At 57.3% G+C, this 19,229-nt stretch carries 15 protein-coding genes; 6 read left to right on the top strand and 9 right to left on the bottom strand.

Annotated elements, in window-relative coordinates:
• Positions 1-285, top strand: a complete 285-nt coding sequence (locus ACT3IC_RS20575; RefSeq protein WP_103179608.1) for a VF530 family protein — start codon at positions 1-3, stop codon at positions 283-285.
• Here the strand turns inward: ACT3IC_RS20575 and glgX are convergent.
• From glgX to ACT3IC_RS20545, 6 genes are all read right to left on the bottom strand, one after another.
• Positions 282-2,357 carry a glycogen debranching protein GlgX gene (glgX, locus tag ACT3IC_RS20570; RefSeq protein WP_473479061.1) on the bottom strand — a complete coding sequence of 692 codons (2,076 nt, stop codon included), beginning with the start codon at positions 2,355-2,357 and terminating at the stop codon, positions 282-284. The genes ACT3IC_RS20575 and glgX overlap by 4 nt on opposite strands.
• A 26-nt stretch (positions 2,358-2,383) precedes the next feature.
• Positions 2,384-4,900 carry a malto-oligosyltrehalose synthase gene (gene treY, locus ACT3IC_RS20565; protein WP_473479058.1) on the bottom strand — a complete coding sequence of 839 codons (2,517 nt, stop codon included), beginning with the start codon at positions 4,898-4,900 and terminating at the stop codon, positions 2,384-2,386.
• On the bottom strand, positions 4,900-6,684 hold the full coding sequence (gene treZ, locus ACT3IC_RS20560; RefSeq protein WP_156654487.1) for a malto-oligosyltrehalose trehalohydrolase: 1,785 nt from the start codon (positions 6,682-6,684) through the stop codon (positions 4,900-4,902). The genes treY and treZ overlap by 1 nt, the downstream gene beginning before the upstream one ends.
• Before the next feature lie 263 nt (positions 6,685-6,947).
• The gene (locus tag ACT3IC_RS20555) at positions 6,948-8,498 is read right to left on the bottom strand and encodes a methyl-accepting chemotaxis protein (RefSeq protein WP_473479055.1); all 1,551 of its coding nucleotides are present in this window, start codon (positions 8,496-8,498) and stop codon (positions 6,948-6,950) included.
• Between the two features lie 198 nt (positions 8,499-8,696).
• Positions 8,697-9,929, bottom strand: a complete 1,233-nt coding sequence (locus tag ACT3IC_RS20550) for a diguanylate phosphodiesterase (protein WP_156654489.1) — start codon at positions 9,927-9,929, stop codon at positions 8,697-8,699.
• Between the two features lie 217 nt (positions 9,930-10,146).
• Positions 10,147-10,896, bottom strand: coding sequence for an SDR family oxidoreductase (locus ACT3IC_RS20545; protein ID WP_159338888.1), 750 nt, complete (start codon positions 10,894-10,896; stop codon positions 10,147-10,149).
• Between the two features lie 125 nt (positions 10,897-11,021).
• Here ACT3IC_RS20545 and ACT3IC_RS20540 point away from each other — a divergent pair, with 125 nt between their 5' ends.
• Positions 11,022-11,927: a LysR family transcriptional regulator gene (locus ACT3IC_RS20540; protein ID WP_473479051.1), complete on the top strand. Its 906-nt coding sequence runs from the start codon at positions 11,022-11,024 to the stop codon at positions 11,925-11,927.
• A gap of 25 nt (positions 11,928-11,952) precedes the next feature.
• Here ACT3IC_RS20540 and ACT3IC_RS20535 read toward each other — a convergent pair whose 3' ends face one another.
• Positions 11,953-12,381: an OsmC family protein gene (locus ACT3IC_RS20535; RefSeq protein WP_103179616.1), complete on the bottom strand. Its 429-nt coding sequence runs from the start codon at positions 12,379-12,381 to the stop codon at positions 11,953-11,955.
• Between the two features lie 364 nt (positions 12,382-12,745).
• Here ACT3IC_RS20535 and bdm point away from each other — a divergent pair, with 364 nt between their 5' ends.
• The 3 genes from bdm (at position 12,746) to ACT3IC_RS20520 (ending at position 15,054) form a co-directional block, all read left to right on the top strand.
• Complete coding sequence (gene bdm / locus ACT3IC_RS20530) at positions 12,746-12,961, top strand: biofilm-dependent modulation protein (protein WP_139565102.1); 216 nt, start codon at positions 12,746-12,748, stop codon at positions 12,959-12,961.
• 80 nt (positions 12,962-13,041) lie between these two features.
• A complete protein-coding gene (gene sra, locus ACT3IC_RS20525; protein WP_103179617.1) occupies positions 13,042-13,179 on the top strand; it encodes a stationary-phase-induced ribosome-associated protein in 138 nt (45 codons plus the stop codon).
• 177 nt (positions 13,180-13,356) lie between these two features.
• Positions 13,357-15,054: an NAD-dependent malic enzyme gene (locus tag ACT3IC_RS20520; RefSeq protein ID WP_103179618.1), complete on the top strand. Its 1,698-nt coding sequence runs from the start codon at positions 13,357-13,359 to the stop codon at positions 15,052-15,054.
• Positions 15,055-15,106: 52 nt separating this feature from the next.
• Here the strand turns inward: ACT3IC_RS20520 and ACT3IC_RS20515 are convergent, their stop codons facing one another.
• Complete coding sequence (locus ACT3IC_RS20515; protein WP_473479048.1) at positions 15,107-16,309, bottom strand: MFS transporter; 1,203 nt, start codon at positions 16,307-16,309, stop codon at positions 15,107-15,109.
• Between the two features lie 349 nt (positions 16,310-16,658).
• Here ACT3IC_RS20515 and ACT3IC_RS20510 point away from each other — a divergent pair, with 349 nt between their 5' ends.
• Positions 16,659-18,368 carry an ABC-F family ATP-binding cassette domain-containing protein gene (locus ACT3IC_RS20510; protein ID WP_473479045.1) on the top strand — a complete coding sequence of 570 codons (1,710 nt, stop codon included), beginning with the start codon at positions 16,659-16,661 and terminating at the stop codon, positions 18,366-18,368.
• 36 nt (positions 18,369-18,404) lie between these two features.
• Here the strand turns inward: ACT3IC_RS20510 and ACT3IC_RS20505 are convergent, their stop codons facing one another.
• On the bottom strand, positions 18,405-19,004 hold the full coding sequence (locus ACT3IC_RS20505; RefSeq protein ID WP_159338881.1) for an inorganic diphosphatase: 600 nt from the start codon (positions 19,002-19,004) through the stop codon (positions 18,405-18,407).
• Positions 19,005-19,229 lie beyond the last annotated feature (225 nt).

The raw sequence follows: 19,229 nt of genomic DNA, 5'->3' as shown, positions 1-19,229 counted from the left end.
ATGACCGCTCACCCTTCCAGAGATCCGCTGCACGGCGTCACCCTTGAGATGATGGTTAACGCCCTCGTGGCGCGCTATGGCTGGGCGCAGCTGGGCAAGCTGATTAAAATCAACTGCTTTAACAGCGACCCCAGCGTCAAGTCCAGCCTCAAATTTTTGCGCCGCACGCCCTGGGCTCGCGCCGAAGTCGAAGCGCTCTATCTGGATTCGCTGGAAGATACCGCGCCGGCCAAAGCCGACGACGATACCTCCAGCCCCTGGGAGAGAGCCCGGGCTAACCGTTAAGGTCGACGCAACAGCACGATACTGCGGCCCGCCAGCGGGAAGTCACTATCCGGGGTGATAGCCTGGCCCAGGTTGTCATCCTGTACGGTACTTAGCTCCAGCACCCAGCCACCCTCGCCGCAATCCGGGATACGGAACGGTACCGCAGCCTCGTATGGATTGATCAGCAGCAGCACCTCCTGCCAGATCCCGTTTGCAGCCTCTAAATCGGCCCGGGTCAGATAGAGCCCAAGGGTAGTGCCTTCATCCCAGTGTTCTGGCAATTGCAGGCCGCCACCCGCGTTGTACCACAGGATCTCCATCCCATCACGCCAGTTCTCGCGGCGTAACAGCGGCTGGCGGGTACGCAGCTCAATAAGATGCCGGGTAAAATTACGCAGCATCTCGGCGCTTTCCGGCAGATCCTCCCAGTGCACCCAGCTGATCTCGCTGTCCTGACAGTAGCCGTTGTTGTTCCCCATCTGGCTGCGGCCAAACTCATCCCCCGCCAGCAGCATCGGCGTACCGTGAGAAAAGAGCAGCGTGGTGAGGAAGTTGCGCTTCTGCTGTTCGCGCAGGGCGTTAATCTGCTCGTCGTCGGTAGGCCCTTCGGCGCCATAATTCGATGACCGGTTATCATTGTGGCCGTCGTTATTATCTTCCCCGTTCGCCTCGTTGTGCTTCTCGTTATAAGAGACCAGGTCGTTCAGGGTAAAGCCGTCATGGGCAGTGATAAAGTTGATGCTCGCCCACGGACGGCGCCCGCGCTGGTCGTAGAGATCGCCGGAACCGAGCAGACGTGCGGCAAAGTCCGAGGAGACGTTATCCCCGCGCCAGTATTCGCGCACGGTATCACGATACTTGTCATTCCACTCGCCCCAGCCTGGCGGGAATCCCCCTACCTGATACCCGCCAGGACCGATATCCCACGGCTCACCAATCAGTTTCAGCCGCGAGAGCAGCGGATCCTGCATCATGGCATCGAAAAAGCCCCCGCGCTGGTCGAACCCTTCCGGCTCGCGACCCAGAATGGTACCGAGGTCAAAACGGAAACCGTCGATATGCATCGATTCGGCCCAGTAGCGCAGAGAGTCCATGATCATCTGCAGCACACGGGGATGGGAGGTATTCACCGTGTTGCCAGTCCCCGTGTCATTCACATAGTAACGATGCTGGCCTGCAATGGTCCGGTAGTAGGAAAAGTTGTCGATCCCCTTGAAAGAGAGCGTCGGGCCCAGCTCGTTGCCCTCGGCGGTGTGGTTATAGACCACATCCAGGATCACTTCGATACCCGCATCGTGGAAGGCGCGCACCATATCGCGGAATCCCTGGATGCCGTTCGGACCGTAATAGCGGGATGCCGGGGAGAAGAAGTTCAGGGTGTTATAACCCCAGAAGTTTTTCAGCCCCCTGTCCAGCAGATGTTGATCGTCCGGGAAGGCGTGCACCGGCAGCAACTCCACCGAAGTAATGCCGAGGCTTTTGATGTAATCGACAATCGCTTTATGCCCCATCCCTTCAAAGGTGCCGCGCAGCTCAGGCGGAACGGCCGGGTGAAGCTGGGTAAAGCCCTTCACGTGGGTTTCGTACAGAATGGTTTCAGACCACGGCACCGCCGGGCGATGCGGATCCTGCCCGTCAAATACCCGGGGGTCGATAACCCGGCATTTCGGCGTAAACGGCGCGCTGTCGCGGGTATCAAAGCTGAGATCGAGATCGTCATGCCCCAGCTCATAGCCAAAATGGGCGGCGTTCCAGTTCAGCTCGCCGGTTAATGCCCGGGCATAGGGATCGAGCAGCAGTTTATGCGGGTTAAAGCGGTGGCCATTTTCGGGATCGTAAGGACCATACACACGATAGCCATACAACGCGCCCGGCTGCAGATCCGGAACGTAGCCGTGCCACACTTCGTGAGTGTATTCCGGTAGCTCCAGGCGGGCAATTTCATGCTGGCCCGTCGGATCAAACAGACATAGCTCAACGCGTTCGGCACAGGCCGAAAAGAGCGCAAAATTGACGCCTTTGTCGTCATAGTTTGCGCCGAGCGGGTAACTCTGCCCCGCCTCAATCTGATAGATCTTATTATTTGCCATAACATCTCTCCCTCGAACCATCATCATTAGCCGCAGGCCAGTAACACCCGCCAGCAATCCTGTGCATCATGTAACTTCAGGCTTTCGCCCGGTATAAAGATTTCACCGCTGAAACAGTCCTGATAGCGACGCCCGGCCAGTTCAGCAGGCAAGACAACCTCCGTATCGCCCCACAGTGCCGCGCCGGTCAGTGGAAACGTCTGTGCGGCGCTGGCAAACGCCAGCCGTGGGGCGACCACGATCAATACGTCGTCGTCATCCACGCGAGCAAAGGCGATGGCTTTATCCGCCCTTTCCCCCCGGCTCAGCAACGCGACATAGCTGCCCAAGCGGAACAGCGCCGGTTTACGCTGGCGCAGATTCAGCAGCGTGCTGGTGACATACACCTTAAGCTGGCCGTCGAGCCAGCTCGCCTCACGGGAGGCGGTATGCAGATCGGCGCTGTTGAGCTGCTGGCTGAGCTGCGCGAAATCCGGCTCGCGGCGGTTATCGGGGTCGACGAGGCTAAAGTTAAGCCCCTCGCTGCCCTGATAAACATCCGGTACGCCCGGAGCGGTCAGTTTGATCACCGTCTGGCTCAGGCTGTTTACCAGCCCGGCGCGGATAAACGGGCGTAACGAGGTGCTGAAGTCGCGCAGAAAATCCTGATTGTCCGGCGAGAGCAGATGGCGGGCATACTCCAGCACCACCGTCTCATAGGCTTCGTTGCTGTCTACCCAGTCGGTACGCAGCTTGGCCTCGCGCAGGGCTTTCTCCACAAAAGCCAGGAAGCGCGCTTCCAGCGCATTCAGACCCGCCGCATCCTGGGGATCGAGTGCGGGTGGCCAGACCCCCGCCAGCGCCTGATATAACATCCAGGTGTCAGCGGCTCGCGGCGCGGTGCCATCGTTCAGAAAGCGGACATGGGTCTGGTTGAGTTGCTGCCAGCGAGCCACGCACTCGGCCCATACCTCCGGCGCTTCGGTCAGGGTATAGAGCCTGGCGCGGGCATCTTCCCCGCGCTTGGTGTCGTGGGTTGAGGTGCCCGAGAGCGCATCCGGCTGGCGCTCACGTCGCGCCGTCATTTCGGTATGGAAACGCGTCAGCGAGAAGGCGCGCGGCACCGGTTCGGCCCCGACTTCGTTAAGCGCCAGATCCATGTGCTGGCGGAAAAAGAGCGTGTCTTCAACGGATTTCGCCATCAGCGGCCCGGTCAGCTGCTGGAAGCGGGTGCGGAACTGGCTGGCGGTGTCGCGGGCCTCATCGCTGACCTCGCCGGTCAGGATACGGGTTAACAGCGTGAGCGCGCCCGGGTCGGCGTTAACGTGGGTCAGCACGTTTTGTAGCAGCCGGATATCCGCGCCGGACATCCCCTGCGCGGTGCCATAGGTGCGATAGACAGGGAAGGCCACCAGCAGCTCCCGCAGCGCCAGGCGCAGCAGCTCTTCATCAATCGCCACGCCCTCCACCTGCGCCAGTTTTTTGGCCAGCGTCAGCAGCGTGGAGAACTCCCCGGCGAAATTGCGATCCACCATCAGCAGGCGCGCCGCACGCAGTTCAGCGTGCATGTCCACCGGGCTACCCACCACCGCGTCGTAAGCCTGACGCAGGCTGTCGATTTTGTCGTCATCCACCAGCACTTCCGAGAGCGAGGCGATGAATTCATACCCGGTCGTGCCGGAGATGGGCCAGTCTGCGGGGAGGTTCTCCCCTTTACTGAGGATCTTCTCTACCGTGATGTAGCAATCGGCTCCCGCCTCCTGCCGCAAACGTTGCAGGTAAGCGCGCGGGTCGGCCAGACCATCCACATGATCGATGCGCAGCCCGTCCACCGCCCCCGACCGCACCAGGGCCAGGATCAGGGCATGGCTGTCATCAAAGACCGCGTCGTCCTCAACGCGCACACCCACCAGACCGGTGATCTCGAAGAAGCGCCGCCAGGAGAGATCCCGCGGGGCGTCGCGCCAGCTGCTGAGCCGCCACGGCTGCTGGTCATGCAGGCGTGCAATCGCCTCAGGCTCGCGCAGGTTCAGAACCTCTTCCTCGCGCCCCATCCAGCTCTCCGGGGTGAGCGGATAGAAGTTGTCATAAACGGCCAGCGCCGGTTTACCGGTGTTGGGATCGCGCTGGATGCTGATCTCCCCGTTTGCCAGTACCACGTCAAAGTCATCGCCCAGAAACGGCAGCGTCAGGCGGCGGGACCAGTCGATATCAAAGTGACGGGCATAGCGGCTCTTCTCGCCATGTTCAATCACATCACGCCACCAGGCGTTTTCCAGCGAGGTGGACATATGGTTCGGGACGATATCGAGAATCAGCCCCAGGCCAGCCGCCTTAAGGGCACTGACCAGCCGTTCAAATCCGGCGCGGCCACCAATGGCCGGGTCGATCTCATTGGCGTCGGTCACGTCATAACCGTGGGTCGAATCACGGGCAGCGGTAAAAATCGGCGAGGCATACAGATGGCTGATGCCAAGTTGTTGCAGATAGGGCACCAGACTGGCGGCACGATCGAACGTCATGCCATTACGAAACTGGATACGCCAGGTCGCTGTGGGGATCATCAGGTTGGTTCTCCAGGGGCAAAGCGGACAATAAGGGTGTCGGGCCGTAATTCGGTATGGATCTCAGGCCAGGCAAAGAGGGTTTCACCCGGCAGATCGGGCAACGCCTCCGTATGGCCACCGACGTTAAACGCCAGCGACAGGGTTCCCCGTGGAAACGTCCAGGTGACTGCCACGCAGCCGGGTGCCAGGTCCAGCACCTTGCCCCCACCGTTGCGGGCGGTTGCCAGCAGCGGCACAATCACCTGCTGACGCAGCTGCAACAGGTGACGGGTAAAGCTCAACCAGCTTTCCCCCTCCGGCTGGTTAACTTTGTCCCAGTCGAGTTTCGATCGTGTAAAGGTCTCCAGCGCGTTCGGATCGGGCACGCCCTCCTCCTGGTGGCTGGCATGGTCGGCGAACTCCTTCGCCCGTCCTTCCCGTACCGCCCGCGCAAGATCACCGTGAAAATCGGTAAAGAAGAGGAATGGCCGGGTTTCGCCGAACTCCTCGCCCATAAACATGAGCGGGATATGCGGCGACAGCAGCAGCGCGGCCAGCAGCACCCGGGTGCGATCCTCTCCGATAAGGGAGAGCAGACGATCCCCCTGCGCCCGGTTCCCCACCTGGTCGTGATTCTGGATAAAGTCGACAAAGGCCACCGGCGGCTGGTCGATGCTTTTAACCCCGCGTGGCTCCCGGTCCCGGGGAGTGATTTCGCCCTGATAGGCAAACCCTTCCGCCAGCGCCCGGGCGACCCATTTTTCCGGCTGATGCGCAAAGTCCCGGTACCAGGCGTGGGTTTCCCCACTGGCCAGGACGTGAATGGCATTGTGCAGATCGTCATTCCATTCGGCGGTGTAAAGCGACGGGGAGCCATCCTCACCGTAAGGATGCAACGAGATAATGTTGCGGTTGTCTTCGGTGGTGAGATGGATCGGGCGATCGGTTATCTGCGCCCGGATGCGTTCAGCAATTTCAACCAAGATATGTTTTTCAGACGAATCTGCAATGTGATCGATGGCGTCGAAGCGCAATCCATCGAAGCGGAACTCCTCCAGCCAGTAAAGCGGCACGCCGATCATAAACTGACGCACGGGGGCTACATCGTAGGCGATGCCATTTCCCCAGGGGGTCATTCGCTCCGGATGGAAAAAGTCCGGGGAGAGGCGCGGGAGGTAGTTCCCCTCCGGACCAAAATGGTTCAGCACAATATCCAGCACCACCGACAGCCCCAGTCCGTGAGCGGTATCCACAAAGGCTTTCAGCTCATCTGGCGTACCGTAGGCGCTGTGCGGGGCATAGAGCAGCACTCCGTCATAGCCCCAGTTGCGATTGCCTCCGGCCTGCGATACGGGCATCAGTTCAATCATTGTGATGCCCAGCGAGGCCAGATACGGCAGCTTGTCGGCTGCCGCGCGGAAGGTGCCTTCCGGGGTAAAGGTACCGATATGCAGCTCATAGACCACGCTCTCTTCCCAGCGTCGGCCCTGCCATTCAGTATTGCGCCAGACATAGCTGTCGGGATCGCACACCAGCGAAGGACCGTTGACATCCCCTTGCTGGGCGCGGGAGGCGGGATCCGGCACCGCAGTGCCGTCTGCCAGAATATAACTGTAGGGTGAACCGGGTTTGACGTAGTCAACCGTCAGTTCAAATCCGCCGTCACCGGTCGGGTGCATCGCCAGCGTTTCGTCGTTGAGGCGCAGGGAGACCTGCTCCTGACCGCTGGCCCATAGATGGAAGCGAACCGTGTTAGCATCAATGTGTTCACAACCCCAATACGTAATAGATTTAGCTGTCATTCCACCACCTCGTTTGACCCGTGTTCCTCAGGGTGCTTAACGTTTATCGTTACGCAGAGGGAAAAAGAGAAAGTGCGGCGGCAATCCGCCGCGCATGCACATCAAGCATAGACCAGGAAATTAATGTGAGATGGGTCACGACGAAGCGGCAGGAAAAGGTGTGGTCAGGGTATCGCCGGGTGGCGGCTGCGCCTTACCCGGCCTACGAACGATAAAACTGCAGGCCCGGCAAGCGCAGCGCTGCCGGGCAATCAGACATTGCCTTATGCTGGTTCCGGAAGGCGGAAGCTGGCAATACTTTGGGTGAGGTGTCTGGCTTGCTCTTCCAGCGAAGCCGCTGCCGCCGCAGACTCCTGCACCAGCGCGGCGTTCTGCTGGGTCACGCCATCCATTTCGGTCACGGCCTGCCCTACCTGACCAATGCCGCGGCTCTGCTCTTCGGACGCCACCTGAATCTGTTCCATCAGCGCGTTGACTTTGTTCACCGAGGTGATGATGGCATGAATGACCTCACCCGAGCGATTCACCAGCTGCGAACCGTTTTTCACGCTGGAAACCGACTGGGCGATGAGGTTCTCAATATCCTTCGCCGCCACGGCGCTTTTCTGCGCCAGAGTGCGCACTTCAGTCGCCACCACTGCAAATCCACGCCCCTGAGTTCCGGCGCGCGCCGCTTCAACGGCGGCATTCAGCGCCAGAATGTTGGTCTGGAAGGCGATGCTGTTAATGACGCTGGTGATATCTTCGATGCGCTGAGAGTTGGCGGCGATGGTGTTCATGGTTTCGATCACCTCGCGGGTCACGGCCTCCCCGGTACGGGCGTTGTTTACCGCATCCTGCACCAGCTTACCTGCCTGGTTGACGTTCTCGGTATTATTGGCAACCGTCGCGCTCAGTTGCTCCATGCTGGCGGCCGTTTCCGTCAGGGCGGCAGCCTGCTGCTCGGTACGGGAAGCCAGGTCGATATTGCCGGAGGCAATCTCCTGCGAGGCGTGGTTAACGGTATGGCAGGCGGCACGTACCTGAGAGACGGTATCCAGCAGGGCCAGACGCATCTCCTCCATCGAGCCCATCAGCAGGTCGATCTCATTGTTCGATCCGGTTTTCTGCGGTACCGCTTCCGTTAATTTACCGGCGGCGATCTGGCTGCAGTGCTCACGGGCAAGATGAATCGGCGCGAAGACAAACCGCTTCATCAGCACGCTCACCCCGATAATGACCACCACAAACAGGGCGGCAAAAGCAATAATGATGGTTAAGCCGGATGAAAACTGCGTCCGCGCATCATCATTTAACTGTTTCGCGTATTTCTGGTGCACCGACAGCACCTGATCGAGGACAATTTCGTACTGGCGGTCGAGGCCAGAAATCTGCGGGATCAGCGCATCAAACTTTGCCTTGTCATGGGCGGAAGCCGCCTCAATCAGCGGCACCAGGCCACGATCGCGGTAGGCCAGCCAGCCGTCATTATAGTTTTTCACCAGCGGCGCTTCGTCCGCCAGGCGGGGGGCGTCATTAAACGCGGCGAAGGCGCCATCGGCTTTGGTCAGAGCCAGCTTAACGGAGGCCAGCTTCTCATCGAGACCGGTGGTGTCGCCACTTTCCACCTGTTTCATATACTCCATAACCCGCACGCGCAGGGTACGGCTATGGTTAATGGGATCGATAATGGATAACACCACCTGAATCTCTTTATTCACGTTATCCAGGGAGTTGTTGCTTTTAATGGCCAGCCAGACGTTAGTTGCGGCACTGGCGACAAAGAAAAACAGCAGGGCAAGCAGGATGGCAAGAGACGACTTTTTTAATGACATAAATACCTCAGAAACAATACGGTCTGAGGTATTATCGGCAGCGCAAAATTAACATTGAGTTAAAGTTATTTATTAATAAAAAAGCCGAAAAAACATTAAATTTATTAAAATCACTGCATTACAAAATATTTGCTAATAATTTAACCTGCGAAGCATTGTAAATATTCAACTATTTACCCAATCCTTATTGCTGAATATTTAATCGCTCAGGAAAGGTGTGCTGGACAACTGCGGCCAGTGGATCTCTCCTACCCCGTTTAATTTTGGCCGGGAGAAGAGAAAGCCCTGAAAACGCTTAATGCCAGCCGACTCCAGCCAGCACCACTCGTCGATCTTCTCAATGCCCTCGGCCACCAGCGCAATTTCAAGGTCTGTACAACAGCTGATAATCGACTTCACAATTGCCTGCTTCGGGCCGCTCAAATGGATGTCGCTGACAATCTCACGGTCGATTTTGAGCTTATCCGGCTGGAAACGGGTTAACAGCGACAGCCCGGCATACCCGGAGCCAAAATCATCGATCGCCAGGCCAATACCTGCCGCCCGAAGCTGCTTAATGGCGCTATTAAACTGGTTGAACCCGGAGATCATTTCGTTTTCGGTGACTTCAATCACCACCTGCTCCGGCTGCAGGCCGTGGATGAGGATCTGGTCCATCAGAAAATCAACAGCACCAGGGACATTCACCAGCGACATCGGCAGCAGATTGACGGCGATTTTATGATTGCCGATGCCGATTTTCTCCGCCAGGGCAAAAGCATATGCCTTCGTCTGGAGATCCACTTCGTACATTTTGTCCTGATCGATGGCGCTAAAGAAGCGTTCCGGACTTCCTCCGTCGTTACCGCGAATTAACGCCTCCAGCGAGGAGATTTTCCCCTCGGTGGGTTCAATAATGGGTTGCAGGGCAAACTGGCAGACCTGATTTTCGATGAGCGCGTTGATGCCTTGCCCAAACGGGGCATGCTCCGGGGCCAGTCTCCATCTCTCCGGCAGGAAGACCGTCCGGTCGCGGGTGGGCTGTTCCCGGGTAATAAACGACTGAATAAACTTGAACACCCGATCCTGCGCTGCCAGATAGTAGTCCAGCTTGCTGTAGCGCAGCACCGATGAGAGCACCGATTTCTGGCTATCAACCAGCAGGTCGAAGAGTAGCATGCCGACATTTTCGAAGCGTCTGTGCGGGCCATAATCGCGCATCAGCTCTACCACGCTGTGATGGCGTTTGTCGCTACGGATCTTACAAAACAGTTTTTCAATGACCTCTTCCGATCCTTCAAGGATCTGCAAAAAGTCGACGCCGTTAAACAGCAAAATGCCCGTCACATCCAGGGCGGAATTCCGCTGCCTGGCTTTTTCAACAAGTGAAATAAGAGATAATGATTGGCAGGATGGATTTAACTGGCTTTTATAAATAAGAGTCGTCAGCACAGCTAGTGTTCCTGGTCGAATGTTAGGGCTTTTAAGCTATTGTTTAGCATAAATTACATTCGTGGCCTAATAGTATTACGAGGATATATTCAGAAAAGATCGATTCGGCTCAAAAATAATCAGTGTGAATGCTTATTGGTGCCATAAAGTAGAGAAACATCCTTGTTGTTGCAGACAGACATGCCGTCCGCGGCACGTTCAGTCAGTCCTGTTTGCGTCAGATTTGCGCCATCCCGCCGTCCACAAACAGCTCGACGGCGTTGATGAAGCTGGCGGCATCGGAGGCGAGGAACGCCACCGCTTTCCCCACCTCTTCCGGCTCGCCAATACGCCCCATCGGTACCGTAGCGGCTAAGGCATCAAACAGCCCCTGCCGCTGATCTTCTGGCACCAGTTCTCCCAGCCCCGGGGTTTTAATCGGGCCCGGGCTGACCACGTTCACCCGGATACCGCGCCCCTGCAAATCCAGCGCCCAGGAGCGGGCGAAGTTTCTTACCGCCGCCTTGCTGGCGCTATAGACGCTGAAGTTAGCGGTACCTTTAATGGAGACCGTGGAGCCGGTCAGGATCACCGAGGCTTTGTCGGTCAGCAGCGGCAGCGCTTTTTGAACGGTAAACAGTACGCCGCGGACGTTGGTGGCAAAAATGCGGTCGAACTGTTCTTCGGTTATCGCCCCCAGAGGCAGCATATCGCCCCCGCCGGCGTTCGCGAACAGCACATCCAGCCGCCCGGACTGTTCGGCGATTTGGGCATAAACGGTATCAAGATCGGCGAGTACGGAGGCGTCGGCGCGAATGCCGGTGACCTGCCCGCCGAGGGTGGCGATGGCGTTGTCCAGCTCCGCCTGGCGGCGACCGGTGATATAGACCTTCGCCCCCTGGGCTTGCAGCTCTTTTGCCGTTGCCAGACCGATGCCGCTGGTGCCGCCGGTGACGAGTGCGATTTTACCTGTTAATGCTGTGTTCATTTTGCTTTTCCTTCCACATTGTTGGTGTGGAAGCACTGTAGCCCTTGCGGCATTAGTGAAAAATTAGCAAAAATGGAAATCACTTTTTCCCTGTGGGAATAATCTCTGTGGCGGAGCGCCCCTCTATGGATCAATTACAGGCCATGCGCGCCTTTACGCGCGTGGTAGAAACCGGCAGCTTTACCCGGGCGGCGGACTCACTGAATATGCCCATCGCCAGCCTCAGCAAGCTGGTGAAAGCGCTGGAGGCCCATCTGGACGTGCGGCTGCTGCAACGCACAACCCGCCGGGTGACGGCGACGCCAGAGGGCCAGGACTATTACGAAAAAGCCCGCCGGGTGCTGATTGATATCGAAGAGATAGACACTTCTTTCAGCCAGGCGAAACAGCAGCCCCAGGGGCACCTCCGCATCGATGTGGGCGGCTCTACGGCGCGAGACGTGCTGATCCCTGCGCTGCCGGATTTTATACGCCGCTACCCCGCTATCCGTATCGATCTTGGTGTGGCCGACCGGCCAGTGGATCTGATCAGCGGCAACGTGGACTGCGTTATCCGCGGCGGCGCGCTGGAGGACTCTTCGCTTATTGCCCGGCATATTGGCAATGCAGAGATGGTCACCTGTGCCACACCGGGCTATCTGAAGCAGTACGGGATCCCCGCTTATCCGGAGGAGCTGCGCAACGGCCATAAGTTGGTAAGTTACCTGTCGCCAGTAACCGGACGCGCCGTGCCGTTTCGCTTTACCCATGAGAATGAGATCCGCGACATTAATCTGGTGCATCATATAGGTGTGAACGAGAGCAACGGTCATCTGGCGGCAGCGGTGGCCGGGATGGGGATAATACAGACGTTTCGTTACTCAGCAGGCGCACTGCTGGAAGCGGGCACGCTGGTAGAGATCCTCGACAGGTGGCGTCCGCCGCACTACCCGTTTTACGTGGTTTATCCGCAAAACCGGCATATGACGCATCGTCTGAGGGTATTTATCGCGTGGCTGGCGGAGGTCTTTCCCGCCGCGGTGAAGGGATAGCCGGGCGCAACGCCCGGCAGGACAATCAATTCAGCTGATAGTCGAGGGTGATTTCCGCTTTCAGCAGCTGTGAAACCGGGCATCCCGCTTTCGCTTTCTGGATAATGCCGTCAAACTGCTGCGGGTCGATGCCCGGAACGGTTACTTTGCTCTGCAGAGCGACTTTGCTGATGGTAAAACCGCTGTCGGTTTTATCCAGAGAGACATCTGCATTGGTATCAATGGAATCCGCAGTATAGCCCGCCTCACCCAGCATCAACGACAGGGCCATAGAGAAACAGGCCGCATGCGCAGCACCAATCAACTCTTCCGGGTTGGTGCCTTTTTCCCCTTCAAAGCGGGTGTTGAAGCCGTAAGGTTGCTGATTAAGAACGCCGCTCTCAGTCGAAACCGTCCCCTTGCCGCGTTTAATATCACCAGACCAGTGTGCTGAACCGTGCTTATGAATTGTCATTCTTGCTCTCCTTGTTGGCTTACAAAGCCTTCAGTATAGACCACGCTGAAGAGAGAGCCCGAAAGTGTGATATATCAGGATTAATCTGTGAAGTCGGAGAGGTTATGACTATTGCAACCAGGATTTTTCCGTGTAATTTAAATCTGTCTACAATAATATTTAATTCGGGGCCAACTGACACAGGATTATTTTTAAGGAGTCTAAAGAATATATTCTATTTTCTAAGATCATGAAAAAGCATGATTTTATGACAGCAATATTTCTGAGAGGATTCTTAAACACAGCGGCAAAAATATTTGTCATTCTGAATATCACGATGTTTTTGCGAGCCGGACCATTAAACAGAAAACGACACGGAGGCAACATGTTTAATTATTATTCTGCAAATACGACATCCGCACAGCCGGAATTGGTTAACGCTATCGCACAGGGTTTACGCGCTGAAATGGGCGCGGTCACTGAAGATGACATTTTAATGGAACTGACAAAGTGGGTAGAAGCCTCAGACAATGACATCCTCAGTGATATCTACCAGCAAACCATTAACTACGTCGTAAGCGGCCAGCACGACAGTTTCTGAAAACCTGCTATGCTGGAGAGGCAACCTTAAGGGTTATATTTCGATCACCTTATCACTATCAACAGGATGGAGGAGTCAATATGAAATCGAACCGTCAGGCACGCCATATTCTGGGAATGAACTACAAGGTGTCTAACCAGCGCAAAGTGGTCATTGAGGGAGGCAGCGAAACGCAGGTCACCCACGCCACCGGCAGAAAACGCCAGCAACCAAAGTAAGTTCTCCCTAAAGATCCCCGACACCATCGGCAAAACCGATGGTGTTTTTATTTGTATGTTGCAGTTTTTAACATTCACCTCCTCTATACTATGCGCCTGACATCCCCTGCGGGCACGACAGCGACAATGATCAACACCAGTGCCAGGGACGGATTTCCAAAAAATTAAGTGAGTAACATGGACAACAAAGCCAAAAAAAATCGCTCCCTCTATATTCCTTACGCCGGTCCGGTACTGCTGGAGTTTCCCCTCCTGAACAAGGGCAGCGCCTTCAGCATGGAAGAGCGCAGCAACTTCAACCTGCTGGGCCTGCTGCCGGAAGTGGTCGAAACCATTGAAGAACAGGCCGAACGCGCGTGGATCCAGTACCAGGGATTCAAAACCGAGATCGATAAACATATCTACCTGCGCAATATCCAGGACACCAACGAAACCCTCTTCTACCGCCTGGTGCAAAACCATCTCGACGAGATGATGCCGGTGATCTACACCCCAACCGTCGGCGCCGCCTGCGAACGTTTCTCGGAAATCTATCGCCGCTCACGGGGCGTGTTTATCTCCTATCAGAACCGTCACAACATGGATGACATTCTGCAGAACGTCTCCAACCACAACATCAAAGTGATCGTCGTAACCGACGGGGAACGTATTCTGGGACTCGGCGACCAGGGGATCGGCGGAATGGGCATTCCGATCGGTAAGCTGTCGCTCTACACCGCCTGCGGCGGCATCAGCCCGGCCTACACCCTGCCAGTGGTACTGGATGTGGGTACCAATAACCAGCAGCTGCTCAACGATCCGCTCTATATGGGCTGGCGCCACCCGCGCATCACCGACGACGAGTACTATCAGTTCGTGGATGATTTCATCCAGGCGGTAAAACACCGCTGGCCGGACGTACTGCTTCAATTTGAAGATTTCGCCCAGAAAAACGCCATGCCGCTGCTGAATCGCTATCGCGACGAAATCTGCTCCTTTAATGATGATATTCAGGGCACCGCAGCGGTAACGGTCGGTACGCTGATTGCGGCCAGCCGCGCGGCGGGCAATCAGCTCAGCTACCAGAAAATCGTCTTCCTCGGCGCCGGTTCCGCCGGGTGCGGCATCGCCGAGCAGATCATCGCCCAGACCCAGCGCGAAGGGCTCAGCGAAGAGCTGGCGCGTTCCCGCGTCTTTATGGTCGACCGCTTCGGCCTGCTGACCGACGCCATGCCGAACCTGTTGCCGTTCCAGACCAAGCTGGTGCAAAAGCGCGAGAACCTCAAAAACTGGGATACCGATAACGAAGTGCTTTCACTGCTGGATGTGGTCCGCAACGTGAAGCCGGACATTCTGATCGGCGTTTCCGGCCAGACCGGGCTCTTCACGGAAGAGATCATCCGCGAGATGCATAAATACTGCGCCCGCCCAATCGTGATGCCGCTGTCGAACCCGACCTCGCGCGTGGAAGCCACCCCGCAGGACATCATCGCCTGGACCGAAGGCAATGCGCTGGTCGCCACCGGCAGCCCGTTTGCGCCAGTGGTCTGGAAGGACAAAATCTACCCCATCGCCCAGTGCAACAACTCCTATATCTTCCCGGGGATTGGCCTTGGCGTTATCGCCTCGGGTGCCTCGCGCATCACCGATGAGATGCTGATGTCCGCCAGCGAAACCCTGGCGAAGCACTCTCCGCTGGTCAATAACGGTGAAGGGCTGGTTCTGCCGGAACTGAAGGATATTCACGTGGTGTCGAAAGCGATCGCTTTTGCGGTGGGTAAGATGGCGCAGCAGCAAGGGGTGGCGGTGAAAACCTCTGCTGACGCCCTGCAGCAGGCGATTGACGAGAACTTCTGGAAGCCGGAATACCGCAGCTACCGTCGGACTTCGATCTAACCTCCTGCATCGCCGGGCGGCGCTTACGCTTGCCCGGCGAACCGACCGCACCTTACCTGCCCCGCGTCACCCACCAGAACACCAGCGCCAGCAGGCTGACCATCGCCCCCAGCAAACAGACCCCCTGCCAGCCCAGAAGAGCCCAGGTAAAAGTGGTGCCAATCGCCCCCAGCCCGCTGCCGACGGCGTAAAACAGCATATAGAGGCCAACCAGCCGACTGTGCGCCTCTGGCCGGGTGCGAAAGATCAGGCTCTGATTGGTGACATGCAATGCCTGACCGCCCAGATCGAGCAACACGATGCCGATCACCAGCGCCCACAGCGACACCTCCATCAGCGACAGCGGCCACCAGGCAAGCAGCAGCGCCAGAAGCGCCATCGCGCTGGTGCGTTGCGCCAGTCCCCGGTCGGCCCACTGCCCGGCCCGCGCTGCGGCAAGGGCACCAATTACCCCAACCAGCCCAAACGCGCCAACGGCGGTATGGGAGAAATTAAAGGGTGGCGCGCTCAGGGGCAATACCAACGCGCTCCAGAAAATGTTGAACGCTGCAAACATCAGCAGCGCCAGAATGCCCCTGACCTGTAAGACCTTTTCCTGACGAAGCAGCGTCACCATTGAGGCGAGCAGACGCGGATAGCTGAGCGTACCGCTAACCGCGGGTGTGGCAGGTAGCCCTCGCAGCAGGGGGATCGCAAGCATTAGCATCAGGCCCGCTGCGCAGAAATAGACCCCGCGCCAGCCTGCGAGGTCACTCACCCCTCCGGCGAAAACCCTCGCCAACAGTAAACCGATAAATACCCCGCCCTGCGCCGCCCCCACCACACGCCCCTGCTCGTGAGACGCAGCCGCATTCGCCGCATAAGCGATCAACCCCTGGGTCATCGCCGTACCGAGCAGGCCGACAGCCAGCATCGCCGTCAGCAGCACAGGCGCGGATTGTGCCATCCCCACCGCCACCAGCACGGCCACCAGTGCCAGAAGCTGGATCATCATCAATCGACGGCGATCCATCCCGTCGCCCAACGGCACCAGAAAGAGCAGCGCCAGCGCACAACCGGCCTGGGTAGCAGTGACAACGCCGCCGACCGCCGCCTGGCTGATAGCAAAATCCTGCGCCAGCGCATCCAGCAGCGGTTGTGCGAAATAGACATTCGCCACGCTCATTCCGCTGGCGATTGCGAAGAGCCATACCAGGCTACGCGACAGACCCGCAGGTTTCGCCTCCCCTGTCGATAACGCCATTTCCACTTTCATGCTCTCACATCCTCTCAATTGGTTTTAAAGTAAAACCAAATAAAGGCTAGATGATGTGGTTTTAAAATGCAACCAACTAACATTCCTTGCTGAAAGACACCTTCCCCGCTACACTCGCTTCATCCATCAACCCACTGAATAAAAAGGAGGCTAATTATGCTGTGCAATGAAATCTTTGATATTTCATTCCACCTTGGTGATCGCACCTGCTCAAGCGTTATCGGTTTCGTGCTGCGATAACTTCGGCTTGAGCGAAGACACCTAAGACATCCCTTCTCTCGGGCTTACCGGGTTATCGTCAGCGTTGATTGACGAGGCATTTCCATGCCTGTAACTCTTGAGTAAGCAAATGAGCACATTACTGACTGCACTTTCTCTTCGTGTTGATACCGCCTTTGACACGCTGTTTAACGACCTCACCTTTAGCCTGAAAAAAGGCGACCGCATTGGTCTGCTGGGCGATAACGGCTGCGGCAAAAGTACCCTGCTGAAGATCCTCGATGGCACCGAAACGCCGCTTTCCGGCACGGTGGCGCTGGCCGGCCACTGCCTGATGGCGCGGGTGGAACAGCATCTTCCGGAGACGATCTATCCGTTAACCATGCTGGATGCGGTGCTGGCGCAGCTGCCGGTAGCCGAGCGTGAAAGCCTGCGCTGGCGGGCAGAAACGCTGCTGGCGAGCATGGGCTTTACCCCGGACGATATGGCGTTGCCCTCGGCGACCCTCAGCGGCGGCCAGCATACCCGTCTGCTGCTGGCGCGGGCGCTGATTAGCGAGCCGGATCTGCTCCTGCTCGATGAACCCAGCAACCACCTGGATCTGCCTACGCTGCTGTGGCTGGAACAGTTCCTCCAGCGCTGGTCCGGCAGCTTTGTGCTGGTGTCTCACGACAGACAGCTCCTGGATGCCGTTACCAACGGCAGTTGGATCCTGCGCGACAAAACGCTGCACTACTTCGCCCTTCCCTGCACCCGCGCGCGTCAGGCGCTGGCAGAGAAAGACGAGAGCGACGCCCTGCGCCATAAAGCGGTACAAAAGGAGATCGACCGGGTCACCGCCAGCGCGAAACGGCTGGCGACCTGGGGCAAGGTCTACGACAACGAAGATCTGGCTCGCAAAGCCAAACAGATGGAGCGCCAGGTAGAGCGGCTGAAGGAGAGCCAGACGGCGCTGACCTCGGGCAGCCCCTGGACCTTAACCCTGCGCGGCGATGCCCTGCGGGCCGACCGTCTGCTGGAGATCGACAGGCTGGGTGTGGCGCCTGCTCCAGGGCTGCCGACGCTCTTCTCGGTAGAAAACGTCCGCTTAAAAAGCGGCGATCGGGTCGCCATTGTCGGGCGTAACGGCTGCGGTAAATCCTCGTTAATGCGGCTTATCTGGCAGCAGATTATCGCCAGTGCAAGCCACGCCGGATTGACTATCCATCCGCGCGTGACGCTGGGCTATTACGACCAGACCCTGCATCAGCTGGCGGATGACGCCACGCTGATTGATGCTCTGGAGCCCTTCGCACCGAACATCCAGGATCGCAAGATGGCGCTGATCTCCGCCGGGTTCGCCTGGGCGCGTCACGGGCAAAAGGTCAGCACCCTCAGCGGCGGAGAGCGTTCGCGCCTGCTCTTTATTGGCCTGACGCTGGCCCGCTTCAGTCTGCTGATGCTTGATGAGCCAACCAACCATCTGGATATGGAAGGCAAAGAGGCGCTGGCGGAGACGCTACAACAGTTTGAAGGCGGCGTGCTGCTGGTCAGCCACGATCGGCAGTTAATCAGTCAGAGTTGTAACCGCTTCTGGCTGATAGAAAAGGGCCAACTCAGCGAATGGCACGATGCCGACGCGGTGTTTGCCCGGCTGCGTGAGGAGAGCGGATTACAAGCCCAACCGGTCCCCGCTACCCCGTGCGTCAGCCAGGCTGAACCCGCTGACGATCTGTTGGAGCGGCTGATAATGCTGGAGAGACTGCTGGAAGAGGATCTGCTGCGTAAGCCTAAACATCAGAAGCCGCAGCTTCAGGCGCAGTGGTTGGAGGAGATTGCCGCGCTGACGGCGCAGCTGTAGGAGATCGCCCGGCGGGTAGCCGCCGCCGGGCAATTTTTACTTCGGCTGACGGGTTTTCCAGGCATCCCATGCCTGTTTGATCTCCTGCTTCGCGGTGGCGGCATCGTTAAAGCCGTTCAGTTCCACCGACTTGCGCCCTTCCGGCAACTGCTTGTAGACGCGGAAGAACGACTCCAGGCGCTGCTGCTCAATCTTCGGCAGATCGCTCAGCTCTTTGATGTCGTCATAGGTCGGGTCAATTTTGCTGGCTGGCACCGCCACGATTTTGTCATCTTTCTCGCCGCCATCGATCATCTTCAGCACGCCAATGGCGCGGAGTTTAATCAGGGTGCCCGGGGCCATCGGCGCGCGGGTGTAGAAAATCACATCCAGCGGATCGCCATCCCCCGCCAGCGACTGGGTCAGCGAGCCGTAGTTTGCCGGGTAAGCCACCGGCATCGACTGGAAACGGTCGGCGATGATAAAGCCGGTTTTGGCGTCGGTTTCATACTTAATGATCCCGCCCGCCGGAATTTCGGTGACGGCGTAGAACTCTTCCGGGTTGTTGTCAGGCTGAGGGAATTCGAGGATGTTTTGCGCCTGTACGGAAGCGGACAAAAGAACGCTCACTGCGAGAAGTTTTTTTACCAGATGCATTGTCTTTTTAACTCTTCGGTTATTGAGAAGACAACACCTTACGGTCTGGTTATGTCAGAAACATTACACATTTACTGCAGAAATAATAACCACTCTATTATTATGCCCATTACTCATTTTGCGCGACCCGGGCCGCAAAAAATCAATTAAATTATTACATTATGTTGCTATGGCCTTGTCACAATCATTAAATAACCTAATCCTTAATGGGTATTTCGTTCTGTC

It is taken from the genome of Leclercia sp. GHBNCSD (genome assembly GCF_055805075.1).
The sequence above is the reverse complement of the archived record's forward strand: the minus strand, read 5'-3'. Positions and strand labels throughout refer to the sequence as shown.